20 protein-coding genes and 1 riboswitch are annotated in these 21,829 nt (G+C 59.9%); of the genes, 9 read left to right on the top strand and 11 right to left on the bottom strand.

Annotation, left to right across the window (positions count from 1 at the left end):
- Positions 1–162 precede the first annotated feature (162 nt).
- From fba to tkt, 6 genes are all read right to left on the bottom strand, one after another.
- Complete coding sequence (fba, locus tag FHL16_RS01495; protein WP_007913760.1) at positions 163–1,227, bottom strand: class II fructose-bisphosphate aldolase; 1,065 nt, start codon at positions 1,225–1,227, stop codon at positions 163–165.
- 270 nt (positions 1,228–1,497) lie between these two features.
- A complete protein-coding gene (locus tag FHL16_RS01490) occupies positions 1,498–1,830 on the bottom strand; it encodes an MliC family protein (RefSeq protein WP_077747251.1) in 333 nt (110 codons plus the stop codon).
- 56 nt (positions 1,831–1,886) lie between these two features.
- The gene (locus FHL16_RS01485; RefSeq protein WP_010466937.1) at positions 1,887–2,108 is read right to left on the bottom strand and encodes a hypothetical protein; all 222 of its coding nucleotides are present in this window, start codon (positions 2,106–2,108) and stop codon (positions 1,887–1,889) included.
- A 34-nt stretch (positions 2,109–2,142) separates the two neighbouring features.
- Positions 2,143–3,306: a phosphoglycerate kinase gene (locus FHL16_RS01480; protein WP_077747250.1), complete on the bottom strand. Its 1,164-nt coding sequence runs from the start codon at positions 3,304–3,306 to the stop codon at positions 2,143–2,145.
- Between the two features lie 17 nt (positions 3,307–3,323).
- Entirely contained in the window at positions 3,324–4,376 is a 1,053-nt protein-coding gene (gene epd, locus FHL16_RS01475; protein WP_010466935.1) for an erythrose-4-phosphate dehydrogenase, read from the bottom strand.
- A 160-nt stretch (positions 4,377–4,536) separates the two neighbouring features.
- Positions 4,537–6,534, bottom strand: a complete 1,998-nt coding sequence (gene tkt / locus FHL16_RS01470) for a transketolase (RefSeq protein ID WP_077747249.1) — start codon at positions 6,532–6,534, stop codon at positions 4,537–4,539.
- 273 nt (positions 6,535–6,807) lie between these two features.
- Between tkt and FHL16_RS01465 the strand changes: the two genes are divergently transcribed.
- The 4 genes from FHL16_RS01465 (at position 6,808) to FHL16_RS01450 (ending at position 11,416) form a co-directional block, all read left to right on the top strand.
- Positions 6,808–7,803, top strand: a complete 996-nt coding sequence (locus tag FHL16_RS01465; protein ID WP_010466932.1) for an ArsR/SmtB family transcription factor — start codon at positions 6,808–6,810, stop codon at positions 7,801–7,803.
- 18 nt (positions 7,804–7,821) lie between these two features.
- The gene (metK, locus tag FHL16_RS01460; RefSeq protein WP_010466931.1) at positions 7,822–9,012 is read left to right on the top strand and encodes a methionine adenosyltransferase; all 1,191 of its coding nucleotides are present in this window, start codon (positions 7,822–7,824) and stop codon (positions 9,010–9,012) included.
- Between the two features lie 238 nt (positions 9,013–9,250).
- On the top strand, positions 9,251–10,924 hold the full coding sequence (ligB, locus tag FHL16_RS01455; RefSeq protein ID WP_077747248.1) for an NAD-dependent DNA ligase LigB: 1,674 nt from the start codon (positions 9,251–9,253) through the stop codon (positions 10,922–10,924).
- Between the two features lie 96 nt (positions 10,925–11,020).
- Positions 11,021–11,416 carry a DUF1090 domain-containing protein gene (locus FHL16_RS01450; protein ID WP_010466929.1) on the top strand — a complete coding sequence of 132 codons (396 nt, stop codon included), beginning with the start codon at positions 11,021–11,023 and terminating at the stop codon, positions 11,414–11,416.
- A gap of 77 nt (positions 11,417–11,493) precedes the next feature.
- Here FHL16_RS01450 and FHL16_RS01445 read toward each other — a convergent pair whose 3' ends face one another.
- A complete protein-coding gene (locus FHL16_RS01445; protein WP_042932506.1) occupies positions 11,494–11,943 on the bottom strand; it encodes a c-type cytochrome in 450 nt (149 codons plus the stop codon).
- A gap of 128 nt (positions 11,944–12,071) precedes the next feature.
- On the opposite strand from FHL16_RS01445, the gene mltA reads away from it, so the two are divergent.
- The gene (mltA, locus tag FHL16_RS01440) at positions 12,072–13,256 is read left to right on the top strand and encodes a murein transglycosylase A (RefSeq protein WP_077747247.1); all 1,185 of its coding nucleotides are present in this window, start codon (positions 12,072–12,074) and stop codon (positions 13,254–13,256) included.
- Between the two features lie 145 nt (positions 13,257–13,401).
- Here mltA and FHL16_RS01435 read toward each other — a convergent pair whose 3' ends face one another.
- Together FHL16_RS01435 and FHL16_RS01430 are read right to left on the bottom strand one after the other, a co-directional pair.
- On the bottom strand, positions 13,402–13,785 hold the full coding sequence (locus tag FHL16_RS01435) for an MAPEG family protein (RefSeq protein WP_010466926.1): 384 nt from the start codon (positions 13,783–13,785) through the stop codon (positions 13,402–13,404).
- A 40-nt stretch (positions 13,786–13,825) separates the two neighbouring features.
- Positions 13,826–14,659 carry an EamA family transporter gene (locus FHL16_RS01430; protein ID WP_077747246.1) on the bottom strand — a complete coding sequence of 278 codons (834 nt, stop codon included), beginning with the start codon at positions 14,657–14,659 and terminating at the stop codon, positions 13,826–13,828.
- Positions 14,660–14,943: 284 nt separating this feature from the next.
- Here FHL16_RS01430 and FHL16_RS01425 point away from each other — a divergent pair, with 284 nt between their 5' ends.
- Together FHL16_RS01425 and FHL16_RS01420 are read left to right on the top strand one after the other, a co-directional pair.
- On the top strand, positions 14,944–16,113 hold the full coding sequence (locus FHL16_RS01425; RefSeq protein WP_077747245.1) for an MFS transporter: 1,170 nt from the start codon (positions 14,944–14,946) through the stop codon (positions 16,111–16,113).
- Between the two features lie 173 nt (positions 16,114–16,286).
- Complete coding sequence (locus FHL16_RS01420) at positions 16,287–17,552, top strand: cation:proton antiporter (protein WP_077747244.1); 1,266 nt, start codon at positions 16,287–16,289, stop codon at positions 17,550–17,552.
- Here the strand turns inward: FHL16_RS01420 and FHL16_RS01415 are convergent, their stop codons facing one another.
- Positions 17,553–18,440: a formate/nitrite transporter family protein gene (locus FHL16_RS01415; RefSeq protein ID WP_077747243.1), complete on the bottom strand. Its 888-nt coding sequence runs from the start codon at positions 18,438–18,440 to the stop codon at positions 17,553–17,555. It abuts the gene before it with no gap.
- Between the two features lie 182 nt (positions 18,441–18,622).
- The gene (locus tag FHL16_RS01410) at positions 18,623–19,027 is read right to left on the bottom strand and encodes an acyl-CoA thioesterase (RefSeq protein ID WP_010466921.1); all 405 of its coding nucleotides are present in this window, start codon (positions 19,025–19,027) and stop codon (positions 18,623–18,625) included.
- Positions 19,028–19,216: 189 nt separating this feature from the next.
- Positions 19,217–19,319: riboswitch (S-adenosyl-L-homocysteine riboswitch) on the top strand.
- A gap of 23 nt (positions 19,320–19,342) precedes the next feature.
- On the opposite strand from FHL16_RS01410, the gene ahcY reads away from it, so the two are divergent.
- On the top strand, positions 19,343–20,752 hold the full coding sequence (gene ahcY, locus FHL16_RS01405; protein WP_077747242.1) for an adenosylhomocysteinase: 1,410 nt from the start codon (positions 19,343–19,345) through the stop codon (positions 20,750–20,752).
- Between the two features lie 191 nt (positions 20,753–20,943).
- Entirely contained in the window at positions 20,944–21,789 is an 846-nt protein-coding gene (gene metF, locus FHL16_RS01400; RefSeq protein ID WP_010466919.1) for a methylenetetrahydrofolate reductase [NAD(P)H], read from the top strand.
- Positions 21,790–21,829: the final 40 nt, after the last annotated feature.

Raw genomic sequence — 21,829 nt, 5'->3', positions numbered from 1 at the left:
CAAATGCCAAGATCAACGCGCCTATTTAAAAACCATTACAAAGTCAATATTGCACCAGATGAAAATTATCGAGATCAGGAAAATCGAATTAGACGAGTTACTTACAAACAAAAAACCCGCCTCTCGGCGGGTTTTTTATTAATGCTATTCAAACACTCAGGGTTAGTTAACCTTAGCGTTCAACTCACCCTTCAAATAACGCTGGTACATCGCTTCCAGCGAGATCGGCTTGATCTTCGAAGCGTTGCCAGCGGTACCGAATGCTTCGTAACGAGCGATACAAACGTCGCGCATCGCAGTCACAGTCGCGCCAAAGAACTTACGCGGATCAAACTCGCTAGGATTGGTAGCCATCAAACGACGCATCGCACCCGTCGAAGCCAGACGCAAGTCAGTATCAATGTTGACCTTACGCACACCGTACTTGATGCCTTCAACAATCTCTTCAACCGGCACGCCGTAGGTTTCTTTGATGTCGCCGCCGTACTGGTTGATGATCGCCAGCCACTCTTGCGGAACCGAAGAAGAACCGTGCATCACCAAGTGGGTGTTCGGGATGCGCTTGTGGATTTCTTTGATGCGGTCGATGGCCAGCACGTCGCCGGTAGGTGGCTTGGTGAATTTGTACGCGCCGTGGCTGGTGCCGATGGCGATGGCCAGGGCGTCGACCTGGGTGCGCTTGACGAAGTCAGCGGCTTCTTCCGGGTCGGTCAGCATCTGGCTGTGATCCAGAACGCCTTCGGCGCCGATGCCGTCTTCTTCACCGGCCATGCCGGTTTCCAGCGAACCCAGGCAGCCCAGCTCGCCTTCTACCGAGACGCCGCAGGCATGAGCCATGGCCACGGTTTGTTGGGTGACACGGACGTTGTAGTCGTAGTCAGTCGGGGTCTTGCCGTCTTCGCCCAGGGAACCGTCCATCATTACCGAGCTGAAGCCCAGCTGGATGGAGCGCTGGCAGACGTCAGGGCTGGTGCCGTGGTCCTGGTGCATGCACACCGGGATGTGCGGGAATTCTTCGATGGCGGCCAGGATCAGGTGACGCAGGAACGGTGCGCCGGCGTATTTGCGAGCACCGGCCGAGGCCTGGACGATCACCGGGGAGTCAGTCTTGTCAGCGGCTTCCATGATGGCGCGCATCTGCTCAAGGTTGTTGACGTTGAAGGCTGGAACGCCGTAGCCGAACTCGGCTGCGTGGTCCAGCATCTGGCGCATGCTGATAAGTGCCATTGTGTGTGTCTCTCCCGGTTTGGGTCGTTAATCGTGCCAGCCTGCCGGAGCGGCGGCGGCTATTCAAGTTATTGCAGATCGGGGGTTGGCCCGGGCTGCGAATTCGGTGTTGCTCAAATCTTGAGAACCTGTACAGATCCACTGTGGGAGCGAGCCTGCTCGCGAATGCGGTTTCACATTCAATCTTGATGCAAGCTGATCCACCGCTTTCGCGAGCAGGCTCGCTCCCACATTTGGATCTGCTCCCACATTGGATCTGTGGTGTGTCAATTACTGCGCTTTACAACCGCGGCCAATCAAATCATTGGTGGCGACCCAGTACACCAGGCCTTCCTCACCTTTTACGTGAAACGCCAGCATGTCGTTGCTGTACAGCGAACCTTCGGCGCCCGGTTCAAGCTTCAAGCGGTAGACCTGATCGGCCCCGCCGAGGCGCACGTCGACTTCCTTGCGGCTGTCGTCGGTGTAGCGCCAGAGCACTTTGGCCTGGCTGTCGCAGGTCCAGGTGGTCCAGTTGTCCGTCGATTCGGCAGGCTTGAACAGGTTGAAATTCGAGCAACCGGCCAGCAATGCCAACGCCGTAACGGCGATAAAACCTTTCATCCATGTTCCTCGACTGACGGCGCACGCCGCCAGCCCTGAGTAAAGTGTCTGACCCGTCAAGGGCAACCATGTTCCTTGGCCGGGGTCTGGGTCTCGTATTTCTCCAGGCCATCAGGCCCGGAACGCTTGTTGATCACCGGGTTGGTTTCCGCTTGCCAGTCGGCCTGGTAGCAGCCTTTTTCCACTGACTGCGGCGCAGGTTCCGGCTTGGCTTTCGGGTTACTCCCGCAAGCCACCAGCATACCCGCGGCGATCAACAGCGCTAATGGCTTGACCATGAGAACACTCCTTTGCGTGGCCAAATGAATGACCTCAGCCCTTGGCCCGGCTTTCCAGGACTTCAACGGCAGGCAAGACCTTGCCTTCCACGAACTCGAGGAACGCGCCGCCGCCGGTAGAAATGTAGGAGATCTGGTCGGCAACGCCATATTTATCGATGGCAGCCAGGGTGTCGCCGCCGCCAGCGATGGAGAACGCCGAGCTTTCCGCGATGGCCTGGGCCAGCACTTTGGTGCCGTTACCGAACTGGTCAAATTCGAACACGCCCACCGGGCCGTTCCACAGGATGGTCTTGGACGACTTCAGCAGCTCGGCGAAATTCGCCGCGGTCTGCGGGCCGATATCCAGGATCATGTCGTCGGCGGCCACGTCAGCAATCAGCTTGACGGTGGCGGTCGCGCTTTCAGCGAATTCCTTGGCCACCACGACATCGACCGGCAGCGGCACGCTGACCTTGGCGGCGATGGCGCGAGCGGTGTCCAGCAGGTCCGGCTCGTACAGCGACTTGCCGACCGGGTGACCGGCAGCGGCCAGGAAGGTGTTGGCGATACCGCCGCCGACAATCAGCTGGTTGCAGATCTGGCTCAGGCTGTTCAGGACGTCGAGTTTGGTCGAGACCTTGGAACCGGCAACGATGGCAGCCATCGGCTGGGCCGGGGCGCCAAGGGCTTTGCCCAGTGCGTCCAGCTCAGCTGCCAGCAGCGGGCCAGCGGCGGCGACTTTGGCGAACTTGGCCACGCCATGGGTCGAACCCTCGGCGCGGTGAGCGGTGCCGAAGGCGTCCATCACGAACACATCGCACAGGGCGGCGTATTGCTGGGCCAGTTCGTCAGCGTTCTTTTTCTCGCCTTTGTTGAAGCGCACGTTTTCGAACAGCACGATGTCGCCCGCTTTCACGTCAACGCCGCCCAGGTAATCGGCGACCAGCGGCACTTCGCGGCCCAGGGCCTTGCTCAGGTAGTCAGCGACTGGCTTGAGGCTGTTCTCGGCCGAGAATTCGCCTTCGGTCGGACGACCCAGGTGCGAGCAGACCATCACGGCCGCGCCTTTTTCCAGGGCCAGCTTGATGGTCGGCAGCGAAGCCAGGATTCGCGCATCGCTGGTGACAACACCGTCCTTGACTGGGACGTTGAGGTCTTCGCGGATCAGTACGCGCTTACCTTGCAGATCGAGGTCGGTCATCTTCAACACGGTCATGGGTCGCAATTCCTGGGTTACTGTTTTTTGGAAATAGCTGTTTGCAGATAGTGTTCTGCAACGTCCAGCATTCGGTTGGCAAAACCCCATTCGTTGTCGAACCAGGCCAGGATGTTCACCAGCCGTGGGCCGGAAACTCGGGTCTGACTGGCATCGACGATGGCCGAATGTGGGTCATGGTTGAAATCACAGCTTGCATGGGGAAGCTCGGTGTAGGCCAGAAGGCCTTTGAGCGGGCCGCTGGTGGCAGCCTCGCGCAGAATCCGGTTGACCTCGGTGGCGTCGGTGTCGCTGACGGTCTGCATCGTTATGTCGAGGCAAGACACGTTAACCGTCGGCACCCGCACGGCTTTGGCCTGAATTCGCCCGGCAAGTTCCGGCAGCAGGCGTTCGATGCCACGTGCCAGACCAGTGGACACCGGAATCACCGACTGGAACGCCGAACGCGTGCGGCGCAGGTCTTCGTGATGATAGGCGTCGATGACCGGCTGATCGTTCATTGCCGAGTGAATGGTGGTGATCGACACGTATTCCAGACCAATGGCCTGATCCAGCAGGCGCAACAGCGGAACGCCGCAGTTGGTGGTGCAGGACGCGTTGGACACCAGCAGCTCGTCGCCGGTCAGGCAATCCTGGTTTACGCCGTAGACGATGGTGGCGTCGACATCCGCCTCACTGGCCATCGGCTGGGAAAACAGTACGCGGGGTGCGCCGGCGTCGAGGAAACGCTGGCCATCGGCACGCGTGTGGTAAGCGCCGGAGCACTCCAGCACCAGATCGACGCCCAGGGACGCCCAATCGATGCCTTCGGGGGTGGCACTGCGCAGGACTTTCACGCAGTCACCATTAATATGCAGACAATCGCCCTCCACTCGCACTTCGCCGGGAAAGCGCCCGTGAGTGGAGTCGAAGCGTGTCAGGTATTCGATGCTGGCCATGTCAGCCAGATCGTTGATCGCAACAATTTCAAACCCGGCCGCCGAGCCTCGCTCAAACAACGCACGCAAGACGCAACGACCAATCCGGCCGTAGCCGTTGAGTGCAACTTTGTAAGGACGCGGTTGAGGCATGGGGTTCTCGATGACGCTTGGGAATGAGGTTGCCAGGACTGCCGCCTTCGCGGGCAAGCCTCGCTCCTACAGGTCTTCGGTTGTCTTGAAAACAACGCGATCCCTTGTAGGAGCGAGGCTTGCCCGCGAAGACTTCAGCCCCGATAACGCTACTTCTGGATCAGTCTTCCAGCAGCTCTTCAGCCTGACCCAGGATGTTTTCCAGGGTAAAGCCGAACTCTTCGAACAAGGCAGGCGCAGGCGCCGACTCGCCGTAGGTGGTCATGCCGATCACGCGGCCTTCCAGGCCCACGTACTTGTACCAGTAGTCCGCGTGCGCGGCTTCGATGGCGATACGGGCGCTGACTTGCAACGGCAGAACCGCTTGCTTGTAGCCGGCGTCCTGGGCATCGAACACGCTGGTGCACGGCATCGAAACAACACGCACCTTGCGACCTTGCTCGGTCAGCTTGTCGTAAGCCTGAACCGCCAGACCGACTTCCGAACCGGTGGAGATCAGGATCAGCTCAGGCTCGCCTGCACAGTCCTTCAACACGTAACCGCCACGGGCGATATCAACGATCTGCAGCGCGCTGCGTTCCTGATGCTGCAGGTTCTGACGCGAGAAGATCAGCGCCGAAGGGCCGTCCTTGCGCTCGATGGCCTGTTTCCAGCAAACGGCCGATTCAACGGCATCGGCTGGACGCCAGGTGTCGAGGTTCGGTGTGCTGCGCAGGCTGGTCAGTTGCTCGATCGGCTGGTGAGTCGGGCCGTCTTCGCCCAGGCCGATGGAGTCGTGGGTGTAGACGAACACCACGCGCTTCTTCATCAGCGACGCCATGCGCACGGCGTTGCGGGCGTATTCCATGAACATCAGGAAGGTGGCGCCGTAAGGCACCAGACCGCCGTGCAGGGCCACGCCGTTCATGATCGCGCTCATGCCGAATTCGCGAACGCCGTAGTACATGTAATTGCCGCTGGCGTCTTCAGCCGAAACACCTTTGCAACCTTTCCACAGGGTCAGGTTGGAACCGGCCAGGTCAGCGGAGCCGCCGAGCAGTTCAGGCAACAGCGGGCCGTAGGCATTCAGTGCGTTCTGGCTGGCTTTACGGCTGGCGATGGTCTCGCCCTTGGCCGCAACTTCGGCGATGTAAGCCGAGGCTTTTTCCGCGAAGTCTTCTGGCAGATCGCCGCCCAGGCGACGGACCAGTTCGTTGGCCAGCTCAGGGAAAGCCGCAGAGTAGGCAGCGAAACGCTGATCCCACTCGGCTTCGGCCGCGCGGCCAGCTTCCTTGGCGTCCCACTCGGCATAGATGTCAGCCGGGATTTCGAACGGACCGTGGTTCCATTTCAGCGCGGCACGGGTCAAGGCGATTTCCGCGTCACCCAATGGGGCGCCGTGGCAGTCTTCTTTACCTTGCTTGTTCGGCGAACCGAAACCGATGGTGGTCTTGCAGCAGATCAGGGTTGGCTGATCGCTTTTACGCGCGGTTTCGATCGCGGTCTTGATCTCTTCCGGATCATGACCGTCGACGTTGCGGATCACCTGCCAGTTGTAGGCTTCGAAACGCTTAGGCGTGTCGTCGGTGAACCAGCCTTCGACTTCGCCATCGATGGAGATGCCGTTGTCGTCGTAGAAAGCGATCAGCTTGCCCAGGCCCAATGTACCGGCCAGGGAACCAACTTCGTGGGAAATGCCTTCCATCATGCAGCCATCACCCAGGAACACGTAGGTGTGATGATCGACAACATTGTGGCCAGGACGGTTGAACTGCGCCGCCAGGACTTTTTCAGCCAGGGCGAAACCGACGGCGTTGGCCAGGCCTTGGCCCAGAGGACCGGTGGTGGTTTCAACGCCCGGGGTGTAGCCGAATTCCGGGTGACCCGGGGTGCGGCTGTGCAGTTGGCGGAAATTTTTCAGGTCATCGATCGACAGGTCGTAGCCGGTCAGGTGCAGCAGCGAGTAGATCAACATCGAGCCGTGACCGTTGGACAGCACGAAGCGGTCACGGTCGGCGAACGATGGATTGCTCGGGTTGTGCTTCAGGTAGTCACGCCAAAGTACTTCGGCGATATCCGCCATACCCATCGGGGCACCGGGATGGCCGCTGTTGGCTTTTTGCACGGCATCCATGCTGAGGGCACGAATGGCGTTGGCACGCTCACGACGGCTGGGCATCGCTGTTCTCCTGCGGGTTCTGTATCGAGAGTGAATAAAACGAAACGGAAAAAAGGCGAGCATTTTCCCTCACCCACCCGCCTCGGGGCAATGACAGATAGTCATCTGGAGGCGTTTTTCCAATTGTTAACAGCGGTTTCGACTGATGAAACCTTTCTGCAGTTCGTTTGTTGACTGAACCTAACGTCTGGAAGTGCCATCTATCGACCAATATCAAAACTTTTTGATATTGCCCTTGCGGTGATTTCTGAGCGTCACTAGACTGCTGGCCTTATGAATTTACGCGTGCCTTCCATTCAACATGACGATTGCGATGAGCTGGCGGCCCTGTGCAAGGCCGGCGGTGATCCTCTGCGGCTGAATGTATTGCGCGCGCTGGCCAACGATTCGTTTGGCGTACTGGAACTGGCGCAGATCTTCGGTATCGGTCAGTCCGGCATGAGCCACCACCTCAAGGTCCTGGCCCAGGCCGACCTGGTGGCGACCCGCCGTGAAGGCAACGCGATTTTCTACCGTCGCGCCCTGCCCCACACCGACCTGCTGGGCGGCAAGCTGCACGCCGCCTTGCTCGAAGAAGTGGACAACCTGACGTTGCCGGCCGATGTGCAGTCGCGGATCGCTCAGGTCCATGGACAACGAGCGGCGGCCAGCCAGGACTTTTTCTCACGGGTGGCGGAGAAGTTTCGTGCCCAGCAAGACTTGATCGCCGGCCTGCCGCAATACCGCGAAAGCGTGGTGGCGCTGCTCGACAAGCTGAGTTTCAGAGACGGCGCGACGGCCATTGAAGTCGGCCCCGGCGACGGTGAGTTTCTGCCGGAACTGGCGCGCCGCTTCACCGAGGTCACGGCGCTGGACAACAGCCCGGCGATGCTCGAACTGGCGCGCCAGGTCTGCGAACGTGAAACGCTGGCTAACGTCAGCCTGCAACTGGCCGATGCATTGAATGGCGTGAGCCTCAAGGCCGATTGCGTTGTACTGAACATGGTGCTGCACCATTTCGCCGCGCCGGCCGAAGCGCTCAAGCACATGGCCGACTTGCTGCAACCGGGCGGTAGCCTGCTCGTGACAGAGTTATGTAGCCACAACCAGAGTTGGGCCAGGGAGGCCTGCGGTGATCTGTGGTTGGGGTTTGAACAGGACGATTTGGCCCGTTGGGCCACCGCTGCGGGACTCGTTCCCGGGGAAAGCCTCTATGTAGGCTTACGTAATGGTTTCCAGATCCAGGTCCGCCATTTTCAGCGACCGGCTGGCGACACTCACCATCGGTAAATTCAGGAAAAAATCGAGATGAGCGAATACTCCCTCTTCACCTCCGAGTCCGTGTCCGAAGGGCACCCGGACAAAATCGCCGACCAGATTTCCGATGCGGTGCTGGACGCCATCATTGCTGAAGACAAGTTCGCCCGCGTAGCGTGCGAAACCCTGGTTAAAACCGGCGTGGCAATCATCGCAGGTGAAGTCACCACGTCGGCCTGGGTCGACCTGGAAGAGATCGTGCGTAACGTCATTCTGGACATCGGCTACAACAGCTCCGATGTCGGCTTCGACGGTGCCACTTGCGGCGTGATGAACATCATCGGCAAACAGTCCCCTGACATCAACCAGGGTGTCGACCGTGCCAAGCCTGAAGATCAGGGCGCTGGCGACCAGGGCCTGATGTTCGGCTACGCCAGCAACGAAACCGACGTGCTGATGCCAGCACCGATCACCTTCTCGCACCAGCTTGTGCAGCGCCAGGCCGAAGCCCGTAAATCCGGCCTGCTGCCTTGGCTGCGCCCGGACGCCAAGTCGCAAGTGACTTGCCGTTACGAAGGCGGCAAGGTCGTCGGTATCGACGCCGTTGTTCTGTCGACCCAGCACAACCCTGAAGTGTCGTACAAAGACCTGCGCGAAGGCGTGATGGAGCTGATCGTCAAGCACGTGTTGCCTGCCGAACTGCTGACCAAAGACACCCAGTTCCACATCAACCCGACTGGCCAGTTCATCATTGGCGGCCCGGTGGGTGACTGCGGCCTGACCGGTCGCAAGATCATCGTCGACAGCTACGGCGGCATGGCCCGTCACGGCGGCGGCGCGTTCTCCGGCAAGGATCCATCGAAGGTTGACCGTTCGGCAGCCTACGCCGGTCGTTACGTGGCCAAGAACATCGTTGCGGCCGGCCTGGCCGAGCGTTGCGAGATTCAGGTTTCCTACGCGATCGGTGTTGCCCAGCCGACTTCGATCTCGTTGAACACCTTCGGCACCGGCAAGATCAGCGACGACAAGATCGTCAAACTGGTCCGCGAAATCTTCGACCTGCGTCCATACGCGATCACCACCATGCTCGACCTGCTGCACCCGATGTACCAGGAAACCGCTGCGTACGGCCACTTCGGTCGCACCCCGGCAACCAAGACTGTGGGCGAAGACACCTTCACCACGTTCACCTGGGAAAAGACCGACCGCGCCGACGACCTGCGTACTGCAGCCGGCCTGTAAGACTTTCCTGGCGGTACCAAAAGCCCCGCACGGTTCGCCGTGCGGGGCTTTTTATTGGTTTCGCTTTACACCGGATCGCCCCCATCGCGAGCAGGCTCGCTCCCACATTAGTCCTGTCATGCGCCAGCTTTGCCCTCACTGAAGATCCAGCCCGGAAACACCAGGCAAAACACCCACTCCTTCCTAAAAAAAATACTGACTAACCTTCAAGCATCCCCCCTGAGCAAGGACGCTCACGATGCTTCTGCGCCTGTTTTCCGCTTTGTTCCTGACCCTGCTTTGCCTGAGCTCGAACGCTGCCGACTGCCCCGACTGGTCACCCGCCCGCGCCCTGGACGAAATCACTGCCCTGCAAAAACAGATCGATTTCTGGGATGACAACTATCACCGCCATGGACGCTCGCTGGTCGCCGATGAAATCTATGATCAATCCCGCGCGCGATTGAGCGAATGGCGTGAGTGCTTTGATTTGAGTCTGGCGCCCGACCCCTTGCGCACGGCGGGCGGCAAGATGGCCCACCCCATCGCTCACACCGGCCTGGAAAAACTGCGTGATGGCGGAGCTGTCGAGCATTGGCTACGCGAGCGCAATGACATCTGGATACAACCCAAGGTCGACGGCGTGGCCGTGACGCTGATCTATCGCAACGGCTCGCTGCATCAGGCGATCAGCCGCGGTGACGGCGTCAATGGCCAGGACTGGACCGCCTCGGCCCGACAGATTGCGGCCATTCCCCGGCATCTGCCGCAACCATTGGATGTGCTGGTGCAAGGCGAACTCTACTGGCGCCTGACCGACCATGTGCAAGCCAAGGCAGGCAGCCTCAACGCCCGCTCCACGGTGGCCGGGTTGATGGCCCGCAAAGAGCTGACCGCCGAGCAGGCAGGTGGTATCGGGTTGTTTGTCTGGGATTGGCCGCAAGGTCCGGCAAGCCTGCCGGCGCGCGTGGCGGCTCTCGATGAAATGGGTTTTCCGGGCACGGCGCCCTACAGTCAGCCGATCAAGGTGTTCGCCGACGCTGAACGATGGCGCGATCACTGGTATCGCACGCCACTGCCCTTCGCCAGTGACGGCGTCGTTTTGCGCCAGAGCCAGCGACCACCGGCAGAACGCTGGCAGGCGCGCCCCTCCTTCTGGAGCGTTGCCTGGAAGTATCCGTTCGCCCAGGCACTGGCCGAAGTGCGCAAGGTCCACTTCAAGATTGGTCGCACGGGGCGGATTACTCCGGTGCTGGACCTGACGCCGGTGAAGCTGGATGACCGACAGATCAAACGGGTAAGCGTCAGCTCCCTGCGACGCTGGGAAGAGCTGGATGTCCGCCCTGGGGATCAGGTGTCCATCAGCCTGGCGGGACTGACCATTCCAAGGCTCGATGGCGTCGTGCTGCGCAGTACCGAACGCACTGAATTAAACGTGCCATCGGCAGCAGACTTTCATCATTTAAGTTGCTGGCAACCGACATCAGGCTGCGAGAGCCAATTCCTCGCGCGACTGACCTGGCTCAGCGGCAAGCAAGGACTGGCTTTGCCCCATCTCGGCCCTGGCACCTGGGAGAAACTTTTCGAAACAGGCCGCGTCGACAGCCTGTTGGATTGGTTGACCCTCGATGCTCAAGAGCTTGCTAACATTGATGGCTTCGGCGAACGCAGCGCGGCTCGTCTTCTAAACAGCTTCAATAGCGCCCGGCAACGCCCTTTCGCTCGCTGGCTCAAAGCCTTGGGGTTGCCGCCGACCGGCCAGGCACGGCTTGCCGATTCATGGCAGGAACTGGCGAATAGAAACACCGAACAATGGCAGGCAGAAGCAGGTATCGGCCCGGGACGCGCAGCGCAATTGAGCGCCTTTTTCCGCGACCCGCACGTCCTGGCACTGAGTCAAACATTACGTATGGCGGGGATTGACGGCTTTTAAACACCGAGCCCCCGGCAGCCCGGGAACCCAAAGGGGCCGACGGGCTCAAACGCCCATCGCCACATCGACCCGATTGTCTTCGCACTTGGAGCTTTTATGAAATTTCTTTCACCACTCGCCTTGCTGACCCTTTGCAGCGTGATGGCCGCTCCCCTGATGGCCGCCGAAGAAGCCCCGGGGCTGACCGGCTGCGCCGCCAAGAAACAGGGGATCATCAATCAGATCGAACTGGCCAAATCCCACGGCAATGCTGAACAGCAGGCTGGCCTCGAAACGGCCCTGAGCGAAGTCACCACCCATTGCACCGACGCCTCGCTGAAGAAAGAACGGGAAAACAAGGTGCTCGACGCCAAGCATGAAGTCAGCCAGCGCCAGGCCGATCTGGACAAGGCCATGAAGAAAGGCGATCCGGACAAGATCAACAAGCGCAAAGACAAACTTGCCGAGTCCCGAAAGGAATTGCAGAACGCGCTCGACGAGTTGGACAAGTAACCCCCGAATTGTGCGAGGGAGCTTTTGTGACGAGGGGCTTGTCGGAACGCCCCCTCGCCACAGGAATGCATTGCCAATCAATGATCCCGAAACTCTTTATGGCAGGCACTACAGGCATCTTCGACTTTCTGCACCGCCGGGCCCAGGTTACTGGCCTTGTAAGGCTGAACCTTGCTGGCAATCACCAATTCACCGGTGGCGGCTTCAAGGGTGCGGGCCATGTCCTGGAAGCGTGCCTGCTGCTGCCACACATTGTCCTTGGCGCTGCTGTGATCTTCTTCACGCACTTGCGGGAAATGTTTCCAAGGCTCACGGGACAAGGTGTCGAGTTTCACGGCGCCTTCGGCAAATTTCGGACCGTCGAACGGGATACGACCACGCAACATACCGCCCAGGTCTTCACCGGTCTTGAGCATCTGTTTGAAGATCGCCTTGCGTTGTCCCAGCGGCGAATTCGGATCAACGCCACCGCAGGCAGACAAGGTCAGGCAGGCCAGCAATACAACAGAAAGTCTTTTAAGAGTCATGGTGGCTTCAGGTCACGGGAAACGGCGGCCAGTATCCTCGTGTCATCGGCAAAGACCAATAGCCCTATTATCAATACGGGTTGTTTGAGCGCATGGAGCACTCAGGCAACCGACAAAGGAATTACTCCATGAACAGCCGTTTCAAGGCATGGCGTCACCACCTCGTGTGGACTCTTCCAATGGTGGCCGTGCTCGCCGGCTGCACCGGCGGCGATAAAGACACCCCTAAAACCCACGCCCTGGCGACCTACTCCAGTACCAGCTGGGAAGCATTGCCGGCGGTGTCCGACAATGACCTGGTCGCCGGCTTCGGCTCGTGGCGCAGCGCCTGCACCCGACTCAAGGCCGACCCGGTCTGGGGATCGACCTGCGCGGCTTCCGCCAATGTGCCGCAGACCGCCAGCGACATTCGCGGCTTCCTCAAGCAGAACCTCGACGTCTACGGCCTGCGCGCCGCCAATGACAATCCCAACGGTTTGATCACCGGCTATTACGAGCCGGTCTACCCGGGCAGCCTGACCCAGACCGAAGTGGCGAACATTCCGGTGTACGGCGTGCCCGAGGACATGATCATTGTCTCGCTGGACAGCATCTACCCGGAACTCAAAGGCAAACGCCTGCGCGGACGCCTCGAAGGTCGCGTGCTCAAGCCTTACGACGATGCGGCAACGATTGAAACCAATGGAGTAAAGGCGCCAGTGGTTGCGTGGCTGACCGACCCGATGAACCTGCAATTCCTGCAAATCCAGGGTTCGGGTCGCATCCAGCTCGACGACGGCCGCCAACTGCGCATTGCCTATGCTGACCAGAACGGCCATCCCTATCGCCCCATCGGGCGCTGGCTGGTGGAGCAAGGCGAGTTGAAGAAAGAAGACGTGACCATGGGCGCCATCAGCACGTGGGCAAAAGCCAATCCGTCGCGCATTCCAGAACTGCTGGGCAGCAACCCCAGTTACGTGTTCTTCACTCGCAACCCGGACAGCAACGAAGGGCCACGCGGCTCGCTGAACGTTCCGCTGACGGCCGGTTACAGCGCGGCAGTGGACCGCAAAGTCATTCCGCTGGGCAGCCTGTTGTGGTTATCCACGACAAAACCGGACGGTACTGCACTGATACGGCCCGTGGCGGCGCAAGACACTGGCGGCGCGATTGCCGGCGAAGTGCGTGCGGATCTGTTCTGGGGCACTGGCGAGGCGGCCGGGCAATTGGCCGGGGACATGAAACAGCAAGGGCAGATCTGGATGCTCTGGCCTAAAGGCGCGGCGTTGCCGCAAGTGCCGCAGGTTGCCGATGCGGCGAAGGCCAACCCGTAAGCCTTGTATTTGCAGTTAGATAGTCATCGCGAGCAGGCTCGTTCCCACAGTGGATCTCGGTTGTACACAGCGTTTGTGTTCACTGAAGATCAACTATGGAAGCGAGCCTGCTCGCGATGAGGCCAGACAAATCACCGCAATATTTTCAGACCGACACCACAAAGAAACTGGCAATCAACCCCATCCCCACAAACCACACCAGCGACCGCAATATCGCCCAGTCCGCCAGGTAGCAAATGATGTACAGCAGCCGACTGGTGATAAACAGCACCGCCAGCACGTTGACCGTCACCAACTGCGCCGTGCCCACCAGGTGCGCAACAATCACCGCGATCGCAAACGCCGGGGTCACTTCAAAGCTGTTCAGTTGCGCCGCATGCGCGCGCCTGCCCAGACCATTGAGCGACTCGAGAAAGTCCCGGGGGTCATGGTTGTCTTGCAGCCTGAACCTGCCACTGACCTTGGCGATGACCGTGCAGAGATAGGGCAGGAAAATCGCGATCAAAACGCACCACAGAGCAACCGTCATAAAGCAGTCCTTTCTTCAGTTTTGGAATGTTGAGTGCCCGTTAGAACTTCATGACCAAAATACCGATCAGTACGAGCCCACAGGCTAAGAGCCTTGGCCTGCCGAAAGGTTCTTTCAGGTAACGCATGCCGAACAGCACCACCAGAATCACGCTGATCTCGCGCAACGCCGCCGCTTCGGCAATCGACCCCAGTTGCATTGCCCACAGCACCAAAGCGTAGCTGAACAACACGCAGAACCCGACCGCCAGCCCCAGTCGCCACTGTTCACGCCAGAACAGCATGAACGCCGTGCGCTTGCTTACCAGCGCCAGCAACGGGAACGGCCAAGCGCTGAGCAACGTGACCCAGACCAGATAGTCCAGAGGGTGCGACCAGCGCCGTAACGCCTGGCCATCGATGAAGGTGTAGCAGCCGATGCACAGGCCGATCAGCGCCACCACCGGCAACATCGTCCACGGCAGACGCGCACCACCACCGCCCTGCCAGAGCAGGCACAGCATGCCAAACGGAATCAACAGGATTCCGAAAATCTGCTGATTTGTCAGGACTTCGCCAGCGAAGATCAGCGTCAGTGCCAGCACCACCAGCGGCGACAGCCCACGCATCAACGGATAGACCAACCCGAGGTCGCCGACCCGATACGCCTGGATCAGCAGATAGCGATAGAGCAGTTCGAACGCCGCCGACGCCAGAATCCATGGCCAGATTTCAATCGGTGGCAGCGCCACGAACGGCAGCATCAGGGCGACAAACAGCATCGCGACGCTATCCATGCAGGCCACCACCAGCAGCCGTTCGGCGCTGAATTTGATCAGGGTATTCCACGCCGCGTGCAACAGCGCCGCCACCAACACCAAAGCCGTCGCAAGCACGGCACGCTCCTTTTATTGACCACCGCGCCCCTGTCGGAGCCAGGCTTGCCGGCGAAGGCAATCTCAAGGACGCCTTCGCCGGCAAGCCTGGCTCCTACAGGACACGCGTGGATAATTGATTCGCCATATGTCAGCAGCTGTTTATACTGCAAGCGACCACGCCGCACTCAGTTGCGCACAGACTAATTCCAATAATTTCTGCCCCTGCCCGCGCTCATCGAGAACGGTCATCGGCATGCGTATGCCTGATCAAAGCGTCAAGACTACCGACAGAGACCTTGCGCATGCCACTCGCCTTGCTCGCCCTCGCTGTTGCCGCGTTCGGCATCGGCACCACTGAATTCGTCATCATGGGTTTGCTGCCCGACGTCGCCCGCGACCTCGCCGTGAGCATTCCCCACGCCGGCCTGCTGATCACCGGCTACGCCCTGGGCGTGGTGTTCGGCGCGCCGATTCTTGCGATCGGCACCGCCAACATGCCGCGCAAAGCCACGCTGCTGGGCATGACGCTGATGTTCATCCTCGGCAACGTGCTGTGCGCATTGGCACCGAACTATGCCACGTTGATGGCCGCGCGAGTGGTCACCGCGCTGTGCCACGGTGCGTTCTTCGGCATTGGCTCGGTAGTCGCGGCGGGCCTGGTTGCACCGAACAAAAGGGCGCAGGCCATTGCCATGATGTTCACCGGCCTGACGCTGGCCAACGTGCTCGGCGTGCCGTTGGGCACCGCGCTCGGGCAATACGCCGGTTGGCGTTCGACGTTCTGGGCGGTCTCGGTGATCGGGGTGATTGCAGCCCTCGCGCAGTGGCTCTGGCTGCCGAAGGACATCGCGATGGACAAGGCCAACCTCGCCAGCGAGTTCAAAGTGCTGGGCAAGGTCAATGTGTTGTTGGCATTGGGCATGAGCGTGCTGGCGTCGACCAGTCTGTTCAGCGTGTTCACCTACATCGCGCCGATTCTGCAGGACATCACCGGTGTCAGCCCCCATGGCGTGACGATTATGCTGTTGTTGTTTGGCGTCGGCCTGACGGCGGGCAGCATGCTGGGTGGTCGCCTGGCGGACAGCCGATTGCTGCCTTCATTGGTGGGCATGGCGCTGGCCGTGGCGGTGGTATTGGCTGCCTTTAGCCAGACCAGTCACTCGGTGATTCCGGCGGCGATCACACTGGTGCTGTGGGGGATTTTCGCGTTTGCCCTGTGCCCGATTCTGCAACTGCTGATCATCGATCAGGCGCATGAAGCGCCGAATCTTGGCTCGACGCTGAACCAGAGCGCCTTCAATCTTGGCAACGCAGCAGGTGCGTGGATCGGCGGGCTGGTGGTTGCCAGCGGTGCGGACCTGGCGGATCTGCCGTGGACCGGTGCGCTGGTCAGTGGCCTGACGGTGCTGACCGCGCTGTTCTACATCTATCTGCAACGCCGCGGTGCGACTGCGGTCAATGTGTCCGGCTGAATCATTGCGTCGCTGCTGACACCGCTATCGCGAGCAGGCTCGCTCCCACAGTGGATCTCCAGTGCACACAGATTCTGTGTACGACCGAATTCCATGTGGGAGCGAGCCTGCTCGCGAAGAAACTGACTCGGTGCAACTGCCTTAAACCCCACCCCCCCATCCAAGGACCCCGGATGCTCGAACTTGTCGCTGCCTTTATCTGCCTGACCACACTCCTCACCTACGTGAATTTCCGCTTCATCGGCCTGCCTCCGACCATCGGGGTCATGGTCACCGCGCTGATGTTTTCCCTGCTGCTGCAAGGCCTGAGCTTGCTCGGCTACCCCGGCCTCGAAGAGCGCATTCAGCAACTGATCAGCCAGATCGACTTTGGCGATCTGCTGATGAACTGGATGCTTTCCTTCCTGCTGTTCGCCGGCGCCCTGCACGTCAACCTCAATGACCTGCGCAGCTACCGCTGGCCCATCGGGCTGCTGGCGACCTTCGGCGTATTGATCGCCACGGCGGTGATCGGCAGCCTCGCCTATTACATTTTTGCCCTGTTCGGCTGGCACGTGAGCTTCCTTTATTGCCTGCTGTTCGGTGCGCTGGTTTCCCCCACCGACCCGATCGCGGTCCTCGGCGTGCTACGGACTGCCAATGCGTCCAAGCCTCTGAAAACCACCATCGTCGGCGAGTCGCTGTTCAACGACGGCACGGCCGTGGTGGTGTTCACCGTGTTGCTGGGCATTGCGCAACTCGGCGAGACCCCGACCGTCGGCGCCACAGCGATGCTGTTCGCCCATGAGGCGATTGGCGGCGTGCTGTTCGGTGGGCTGATCGGTTATCTGGTGTACCTGATGATCAAGAGCATCGAGCAGCATCAGATCGAGGTCATGCTGACCCTGGCGCTGGTGATCGGCGGCTCGGCCATGGCGTCGGAGCTGCATGTGTCCGCCCCCATCGCGATGGTCGTCGCGGGTCTGATCATCGGTAACCTGGGCCGCAACCTGGCGATGAACGACATGACGCGCAAGTACCTGGACGGCTTCTGGGAATTGCTCGATGACATGCTCAACGCCCTGCTGTTCGCTCTGATCGGCATGGAGCTGTTGCTGCTACCGTTCAATTGGCTGCACGTGCTGGCGGCGAGTTTGCTGGCGCTGGCGATTCTGCTTTCGCGCCTGCTGACGGTCGCGCCGGCCATCATGCTGCTGCGGCGCTGGCGCACCGTGCCGCGCGGGACAATCCGGATTCTGACCTGGGGTGGTTTGCGCGGCGGTGTTTCGGTGGCCCTGGCCCTGGCCCTGCCGCTGGGCCCGGAGCGCGACTTGCTGCTGAGCATCACCTACATCGTGGTGCTGTCGTCGATCCTGCTGCAGGGTTTGAGCATCGGCAAACTGGTCAAGCACGTGACCCGGGATGAGCCTGCGCCAGCGGCACAGGCCGAGCATCACTGATTACTTTTTGCTCTTCTGCGGATCAGGCTCCGACGCCTGATCCGCCGTCTTCTTCGGCGGACCGCTCTCGCTACGGATCTGCGCGTGGCTGATCAGCGCGAAGATGAAGCTGCCGCCGATGATGTTCCCCGCCAGCGTCGGCCCGGCGAACACCAGCCAGAAATCCTTCCACGGCAATTCGCCGGCAAACACCAGGTACGAGACCTCGGCCGAACCGACCACGATGTGGGTGAAATCCCCCAGCGCCATCAGGTAAGTGATGAGGATGATGATCCACATCTTGGCGCTCTCCATGGACGGGATCATCCAGACCATGGTGGCAATCATCCAGCCCGACACGATGCCTTTGGCGAACATCTGGCTGGCGTCGTTTTCCATGATCTTGCGCCCGATATCGAGGAAGGCCAGGTCGGTCTTGCTGTCGAAAATCGGCAGATGGAGCATCACGTAGGCCACGAGCAGCGTGCCGCAGAGGTTGCCGACCAGCACCACCGACCACAGGCGTAGCAATCGCCCGAAATTGTTCAGTGTGGGTTTGGTCATGATCGGCAGCACGGCCGTCAGGGTGTTCTCGGTGAACAACTGCTGACGGGCGAGGATTACCGCAAGAAAGCCAGCGCAATAGCCGAAACTGGCGATCACCTTGAAGCCTTCACCGTCCGGCAGTCGGGAATTGAGCAGTCCCATGGCCATCAACGACAGGCCCATGGTCAGGCCGGCGGCGAGTGCCGACCACCACAAGGCGGCGACGCTGCGTTCGAGCTCCTGATCGCCCTGGGTGCGGATGATTTCATGCAGCACCGCAGCCCGCGGTGGCTGGTTTTTGTCGACGTCGTGCTGTTCTTCCGGCGACAGGTTGGGGGTCTTGCCGTCTTGCTTGATGTCCATAGCGCTCCGGAACAGGTGATGTGTCATGTAGGTACGACACGCGCGGCCCGGAGCTGTTCACTGACCGTCCAACGAAACTGGCTCTGTAGGAGCGAGGCTTTCCAGCGAAGGGTTCACCTCGGTATTGGTGGTGACACAAATGACGCCTTCGCGAGCAAGCTTCGCTCCTACGGGGGCTCGCATTACTCGCTGGCGACGTCGTCCTTGAACTGGTCTTTGACGTACTTGATCTCGGTCTGGCCGTGCGGCGCGGGCAAGCCGTCTTCACCCAGGTTGACGAAGACAATCTTATCCACCGTCAGGATGCTTTTGCGGGTGATCTTGTTGCGTACTTCGCATTTCAGGGTTATCGAGGTACGACCGAACTCGGTGGCAGTGATGCCCAGTTCGATGATGTCGCCCTGGCGCGAGGCGCTGACGAAGTTGATCTCGGAAATGTACTTGGTGACCACTCGCTGATTGCCCAGCTGGACGATGGCGTAGATCGCCGCTTCTTCGTCGAGCCAGCGCAACAGGCTACCGCCGAACAGTGTGCCGTTGGGGTTGAGGTCTTCGGGTTTTACCCATTTGCGGGTGTGGAAATTCATAGGGGGCTCCAGGATTGAGGCGTTTGAGCGATAGGGTTCTGCCCCCAGCTTCAAGTTTTAAGCGCCAAGCTGCAAGTAAATGCAGATTCGCTGTTGCTTGCCGCTTGTAGCTTGTCACTTGCCACTAGCCGGACAAAGGAAGCTATAATCGCCACCGATTTAAAACGGCTACTACCGTTTTCCCGCCACCTGTCCGAGGGGCGCTGCAGCAGGTTCGACCTGTCAGGCTCGGATGGGGCGTTGACTGGCCATGATCGGCCGGACACTAAACGCACAACGGCGCCCATTCGCATACATTACGAATGGAGGCTCATCATGAGCGCTGTTATCACGCCTGCAGATTTTAACGATTACAAAGTGGCCGACATGTCCCTGGCTGCCTGGGGCCGTCGCGAAACCATCATCGCCGAATCCGAAATGCCAGCCCTGATGGGTCTGCGCCGCAAGTACGCCGGTGAGCAGCCACTCAAAGGCGCCAAGATCCTTGGCTGCATCCACATGACCATTCAGACTGCCGTGCTGATCGAAACCCTGGTTGCCCTGGGTGCCGAAGTGCGTTGGTCGTCCTGCAACATTTTCTCGACTCAAGACCAGGCCGCTGCCGCTATCGCTGCTGCCGGTATCGCGGTTTATGCCTGGAAAGGCGAAACCGAAGAAGAGTACGAGTGGTGCCTGGAGCAAACCATCCTCAAAGATGGCGCGCCTTGGGATGCCAACATGATCCTCGACGACGGCGGCGACCTGACCGAGCTGCTGCACAAGAAATACCCGGCGATCCTGGATCGCGTCCACGGCGTCACCGAAGAAACCACCACTGGCGTTCACCGCCTGCTGGACATGCTGGCCAAGGGCGAGCTGAAAATCCCGGCCATCAACGTCAACGACTCGGTGACCAAGAGCAAGAACGACAACAAGTACGGCTGCCGTCACAGCCTGAACGATGCGATCAAGCGTGGTACTGACCACCTGCTGTCCGGCAAGCAAGCGCTGGTCATCGGTTACGGTGACGTGGGCAAGGGCTCCGCTCAGTCCCTGCGTCAGGAAGGCATGATCGTCAAGGTCTCCGAAGTCGACCCGATCTGCGCCATGCAAGCCTGCATGGACGGCTACGAGCTGGTTTCGCCGTTCATCGACGGTATCAACAACGGTACTGAAGCCAGCATCGACAAAGCCCTGCTGGGCAAGATCGACCTGATCGTGACCACCACCGGCAACGTCAATGTTTGCGATGCAAACATGCTCAAAGCCCTGAAGAAGCGCGCTGTTGTCTGCAACATCGGCCACTTCGACAACGAAATCGACACCGCTTTCATGCGCAAGAACTGGGCATGGGAAGAAGTGAAGCCGCAGGTTCACAAAATTCACCGTACCGGCCCTGGCGCATTCGATGCCCAGAACGACGACTACCTGATCCTGCTGGCCGAAGGCCGTCTGGTTAACCTGGGTAACGCTACCGGTCACCCAAGCCGCATCATGGACGGTTCGTTCGCCAACCAGGTTCTGGCGCAGATCTTCCTGTTCGGCCAGAAGTACGCCGACCTGTCGCCAGCCCAGAAAGCCGAGCGCCTGACCGTTGAAGTACTGCCGAAGAAACTCGACGAAGAAGTGGCCCTGGAAATGGTCCGCGGTTTCGGCGGCGTTGTGACTCAACTGACCAAGACCCAGGCCGACTACATCGGCGTGACCGTCGAAGGTCCGTTCAAGCCGCACGCTTACCGCTACTAAGACAAAGCAGCTGCGAGCTTTAAGCTTCAAGCGGCAAGCAAGGTCAAAAGCCGAACTTGCCGCGCGAAGCTCGAGAGCTCTGCCCCTATTCCAAAACAGTTTCAGGCAGCAGGCTCCAGGCACAAGAGATCAGCGCACCTCCGCTTCTCTTGCAGCTCGCAGCTTGCAGCTTGTAGCTGGAGGTTCCCTCCATGTCCCAAGACCGTCGCTACAGCTTCGAGTTCTTCCCTACGAAGACCGACGCTGGGCATGAAAAGCTACTCGCCACTGCCCGTCAGCTGGCCACGTACAACCCCGATTTCTTCTCCTGCACTTATGGCGCTGGCGGTTCGACCCGTGATCGCACGCTCAACACCGTGTTGCAGCTCGAAAGCGAAGTCAAAGTCCCGGCTGCGCCGCATCTGTCTTGCGTTGGCGACAGCAAGGACGACCTGCGCGGCCTGCTGGCTCAATACAAGGCAGCCGGCATCAAGCGTATCGTTGCCCTGCGCGGTGACCTGCCATCCGGCATGGGCATGGCCAGCGGCGAAATGCGCCACGCCAATGACCTGGTTGAGTTCATTCGTGAAGAAACCGGCGATCACTTCCACATCGAAGTCGCCGCCTACCCGGAGATGCATCCGCAAGCGCGCAATTTCGAAGACGATCTGAACAACTTCGTGCGCAAGGCTAACGCTGGCGCCGACAGTGCGATCACCCAGTACTTCTTCAACGCCGACAGCTACTTCTACTTCGTCGAGCGTGTACGGGCGATGGGCGTGAACATCCCGATCGTGCCGGGGATCATGCCGATCACCAACTACAGCAAGCTCGCGCGTTTCTCCGACGCTTGCGGTGCGGAAATCCCGCGCTGGATCCGCAAACAGCTGGAAGCCTACGGCGACGACACCCAGAGCATTCAAGGCTTTGGTGAGCAAGTCATCACCGAAATGTGCGAACGCCTGCTGCAAGGTGGCGCACCGGGGCTACACTTCTACACACTGAACCAGGCTGAAGCGAGCCTGGCGGTGTGGAACAACCTGAAGCTGCCGCGCTGAAACAGTGCAGCACTCCAATGAAGGCTCTGGCGCAATCCAG

The organism is Pseudomonas sp. FSL W5-0299, from assembly GCF_005930655.1.
In the GTDB taxonomy this organism is placed as follows: domain Bacteria; phylum Pseudomonadota; class Gammaproteobacteria; order Pseudomonadales; family Pseudomonadaceae; genus Aquipseudomonas; species Aquipseudomonas mandelii.
This window is presented reverse-complemented; position numbering and strand designations above follow the sequence as displayed.

Bases quoted from the DNA above. Each gene is read 5' to 3' on its own strand.
- fba (WP_007913760.1), bottom strand. From the start codon at position 1,227: ATGGCACTTATCAGCATGCGCCAGATGCTGGACCACGCAGCCGAGTTC.
- FHL16_RS01490 (WP_077747251.1), bottom strand. From the start codon at position 1,830: ATGAAAGGTTTTATCGCCGTTACGGCGTTGGCATTGCTGGCCGGTTGC.
- FHL16_RS01485 (WP_010466937.1), bottom strand. From the start codon at position 2,108: ATGGTCAAGCCATTAGCGCTGTTGATCGCCGCGGGTATGCTGGTGGCT.
- FHL16_RS01480 (WP_077747250.1), bottom strand. From the start codon at position 3,306: ATGACCGTGTTGAAGATGACCGACCTCGATCTGCAAGGTAAGCGCGTA.
- epd (WP_010466935.1), bottom strand. From the start codon at position 4,376: ATGCCTCAACCGCGTCCTTACAAAGTTGCACTCAACGGCTACGGCCGG.
- tkt (WP_077747249.1), bottom strand. From the start codon at position 6,534: ATGCCCAGCCGTCGTGAGCGTGCCAACGCCATTCGTGCCCTCAGCATG.
- FHL16_RS01465 (WP_010466932.1), top strand. From the start codon at position 6,808: ATGAATTTACGCGTGCCTTCCATTCAACATGACGATTGCGATGAGCTG.
- metK (WP_010466931.1), top strand. From the start codon at position 7,822: ATGAGCGAATACTCCCTCTTCACCTCCGAGTCCGTGTCCGAAGGGCAC.
- ligB (WP_077747248.1), top strand. From the start codon at position 9,251: ATGCTTCTGCGCCTGTTTTCCGCTTTGTTCCTGACCCTGCTTTGCCTG.
- FHL16_RS01450 (WP_010466929.1), top strand. From the start codon at position 11,021: ATGAAATTTCTTTCACCACTCGCCTTGCTGACCCTTTGCAGCGTGATG.
- FHL16_RS01445 (WP_042932506.1), bottom strand. From the start codon at position 11,943: ATGACTCTTAAAAGACTTTCTGTTGTATTGCTGGCCTGCCTGACCTTG.
- mltA (WP_077747247.1), top strand. From the start codon at position 12,072: ATGAACAGCCGTTTCAAGGCATGGCGTCACCACCTCGTGTGGACTCTT.
- FHL16_RS01435 (WP_010466926.1), bottom strand. From the start codon at position 13,785: ATGACGGTTGCTCTGTGGTGCGTTTTGATCGCGATTTTCCTGCCCTAT.
- FHL16_RS01425 (WP_077747245.1), top strand. From the start codon at position 14,944: ATGCCACTCGCCTTGCTCGCCCTCGCTGTTGCCGCGTTCGGCATCGGC.
- FHL16_RS01420 (WP_077747244.1), top strand. From the start codon at position 16,287: ATGCTCGAACTTGTCGCTGCCTTTATCTGCCTGACCACACTCCTCACC.
- FHL16_RS01415 (WP_077747243.1), bottom strand. From the start codon at position 18,440: ATGGACATCAAGCAAGACGGCAAGACCCCCAACCTGTCGCCGGAAGAA.
- FHL16_RS01410 (WP_010466921.1), bottom strand. From the start codon at position 19,027: ATGAATTTCCACACCCGCAAATGGGTAAAACCCGAAGACCTCAACCCC.
- ahcY (WP_077747242.1), top strand. From the start codon at position 19,343: ATGAGCGCTGTTATCACGCCTGCAGATTTTAACGATTACAAAGTGGCC.
- metF (WP_010466919.1), top strand. From the start codon at position 20,944: ATGTCCCAAGACCGTCGCTACAGCTTCGAGTTCTTCCCTACGAAGACC.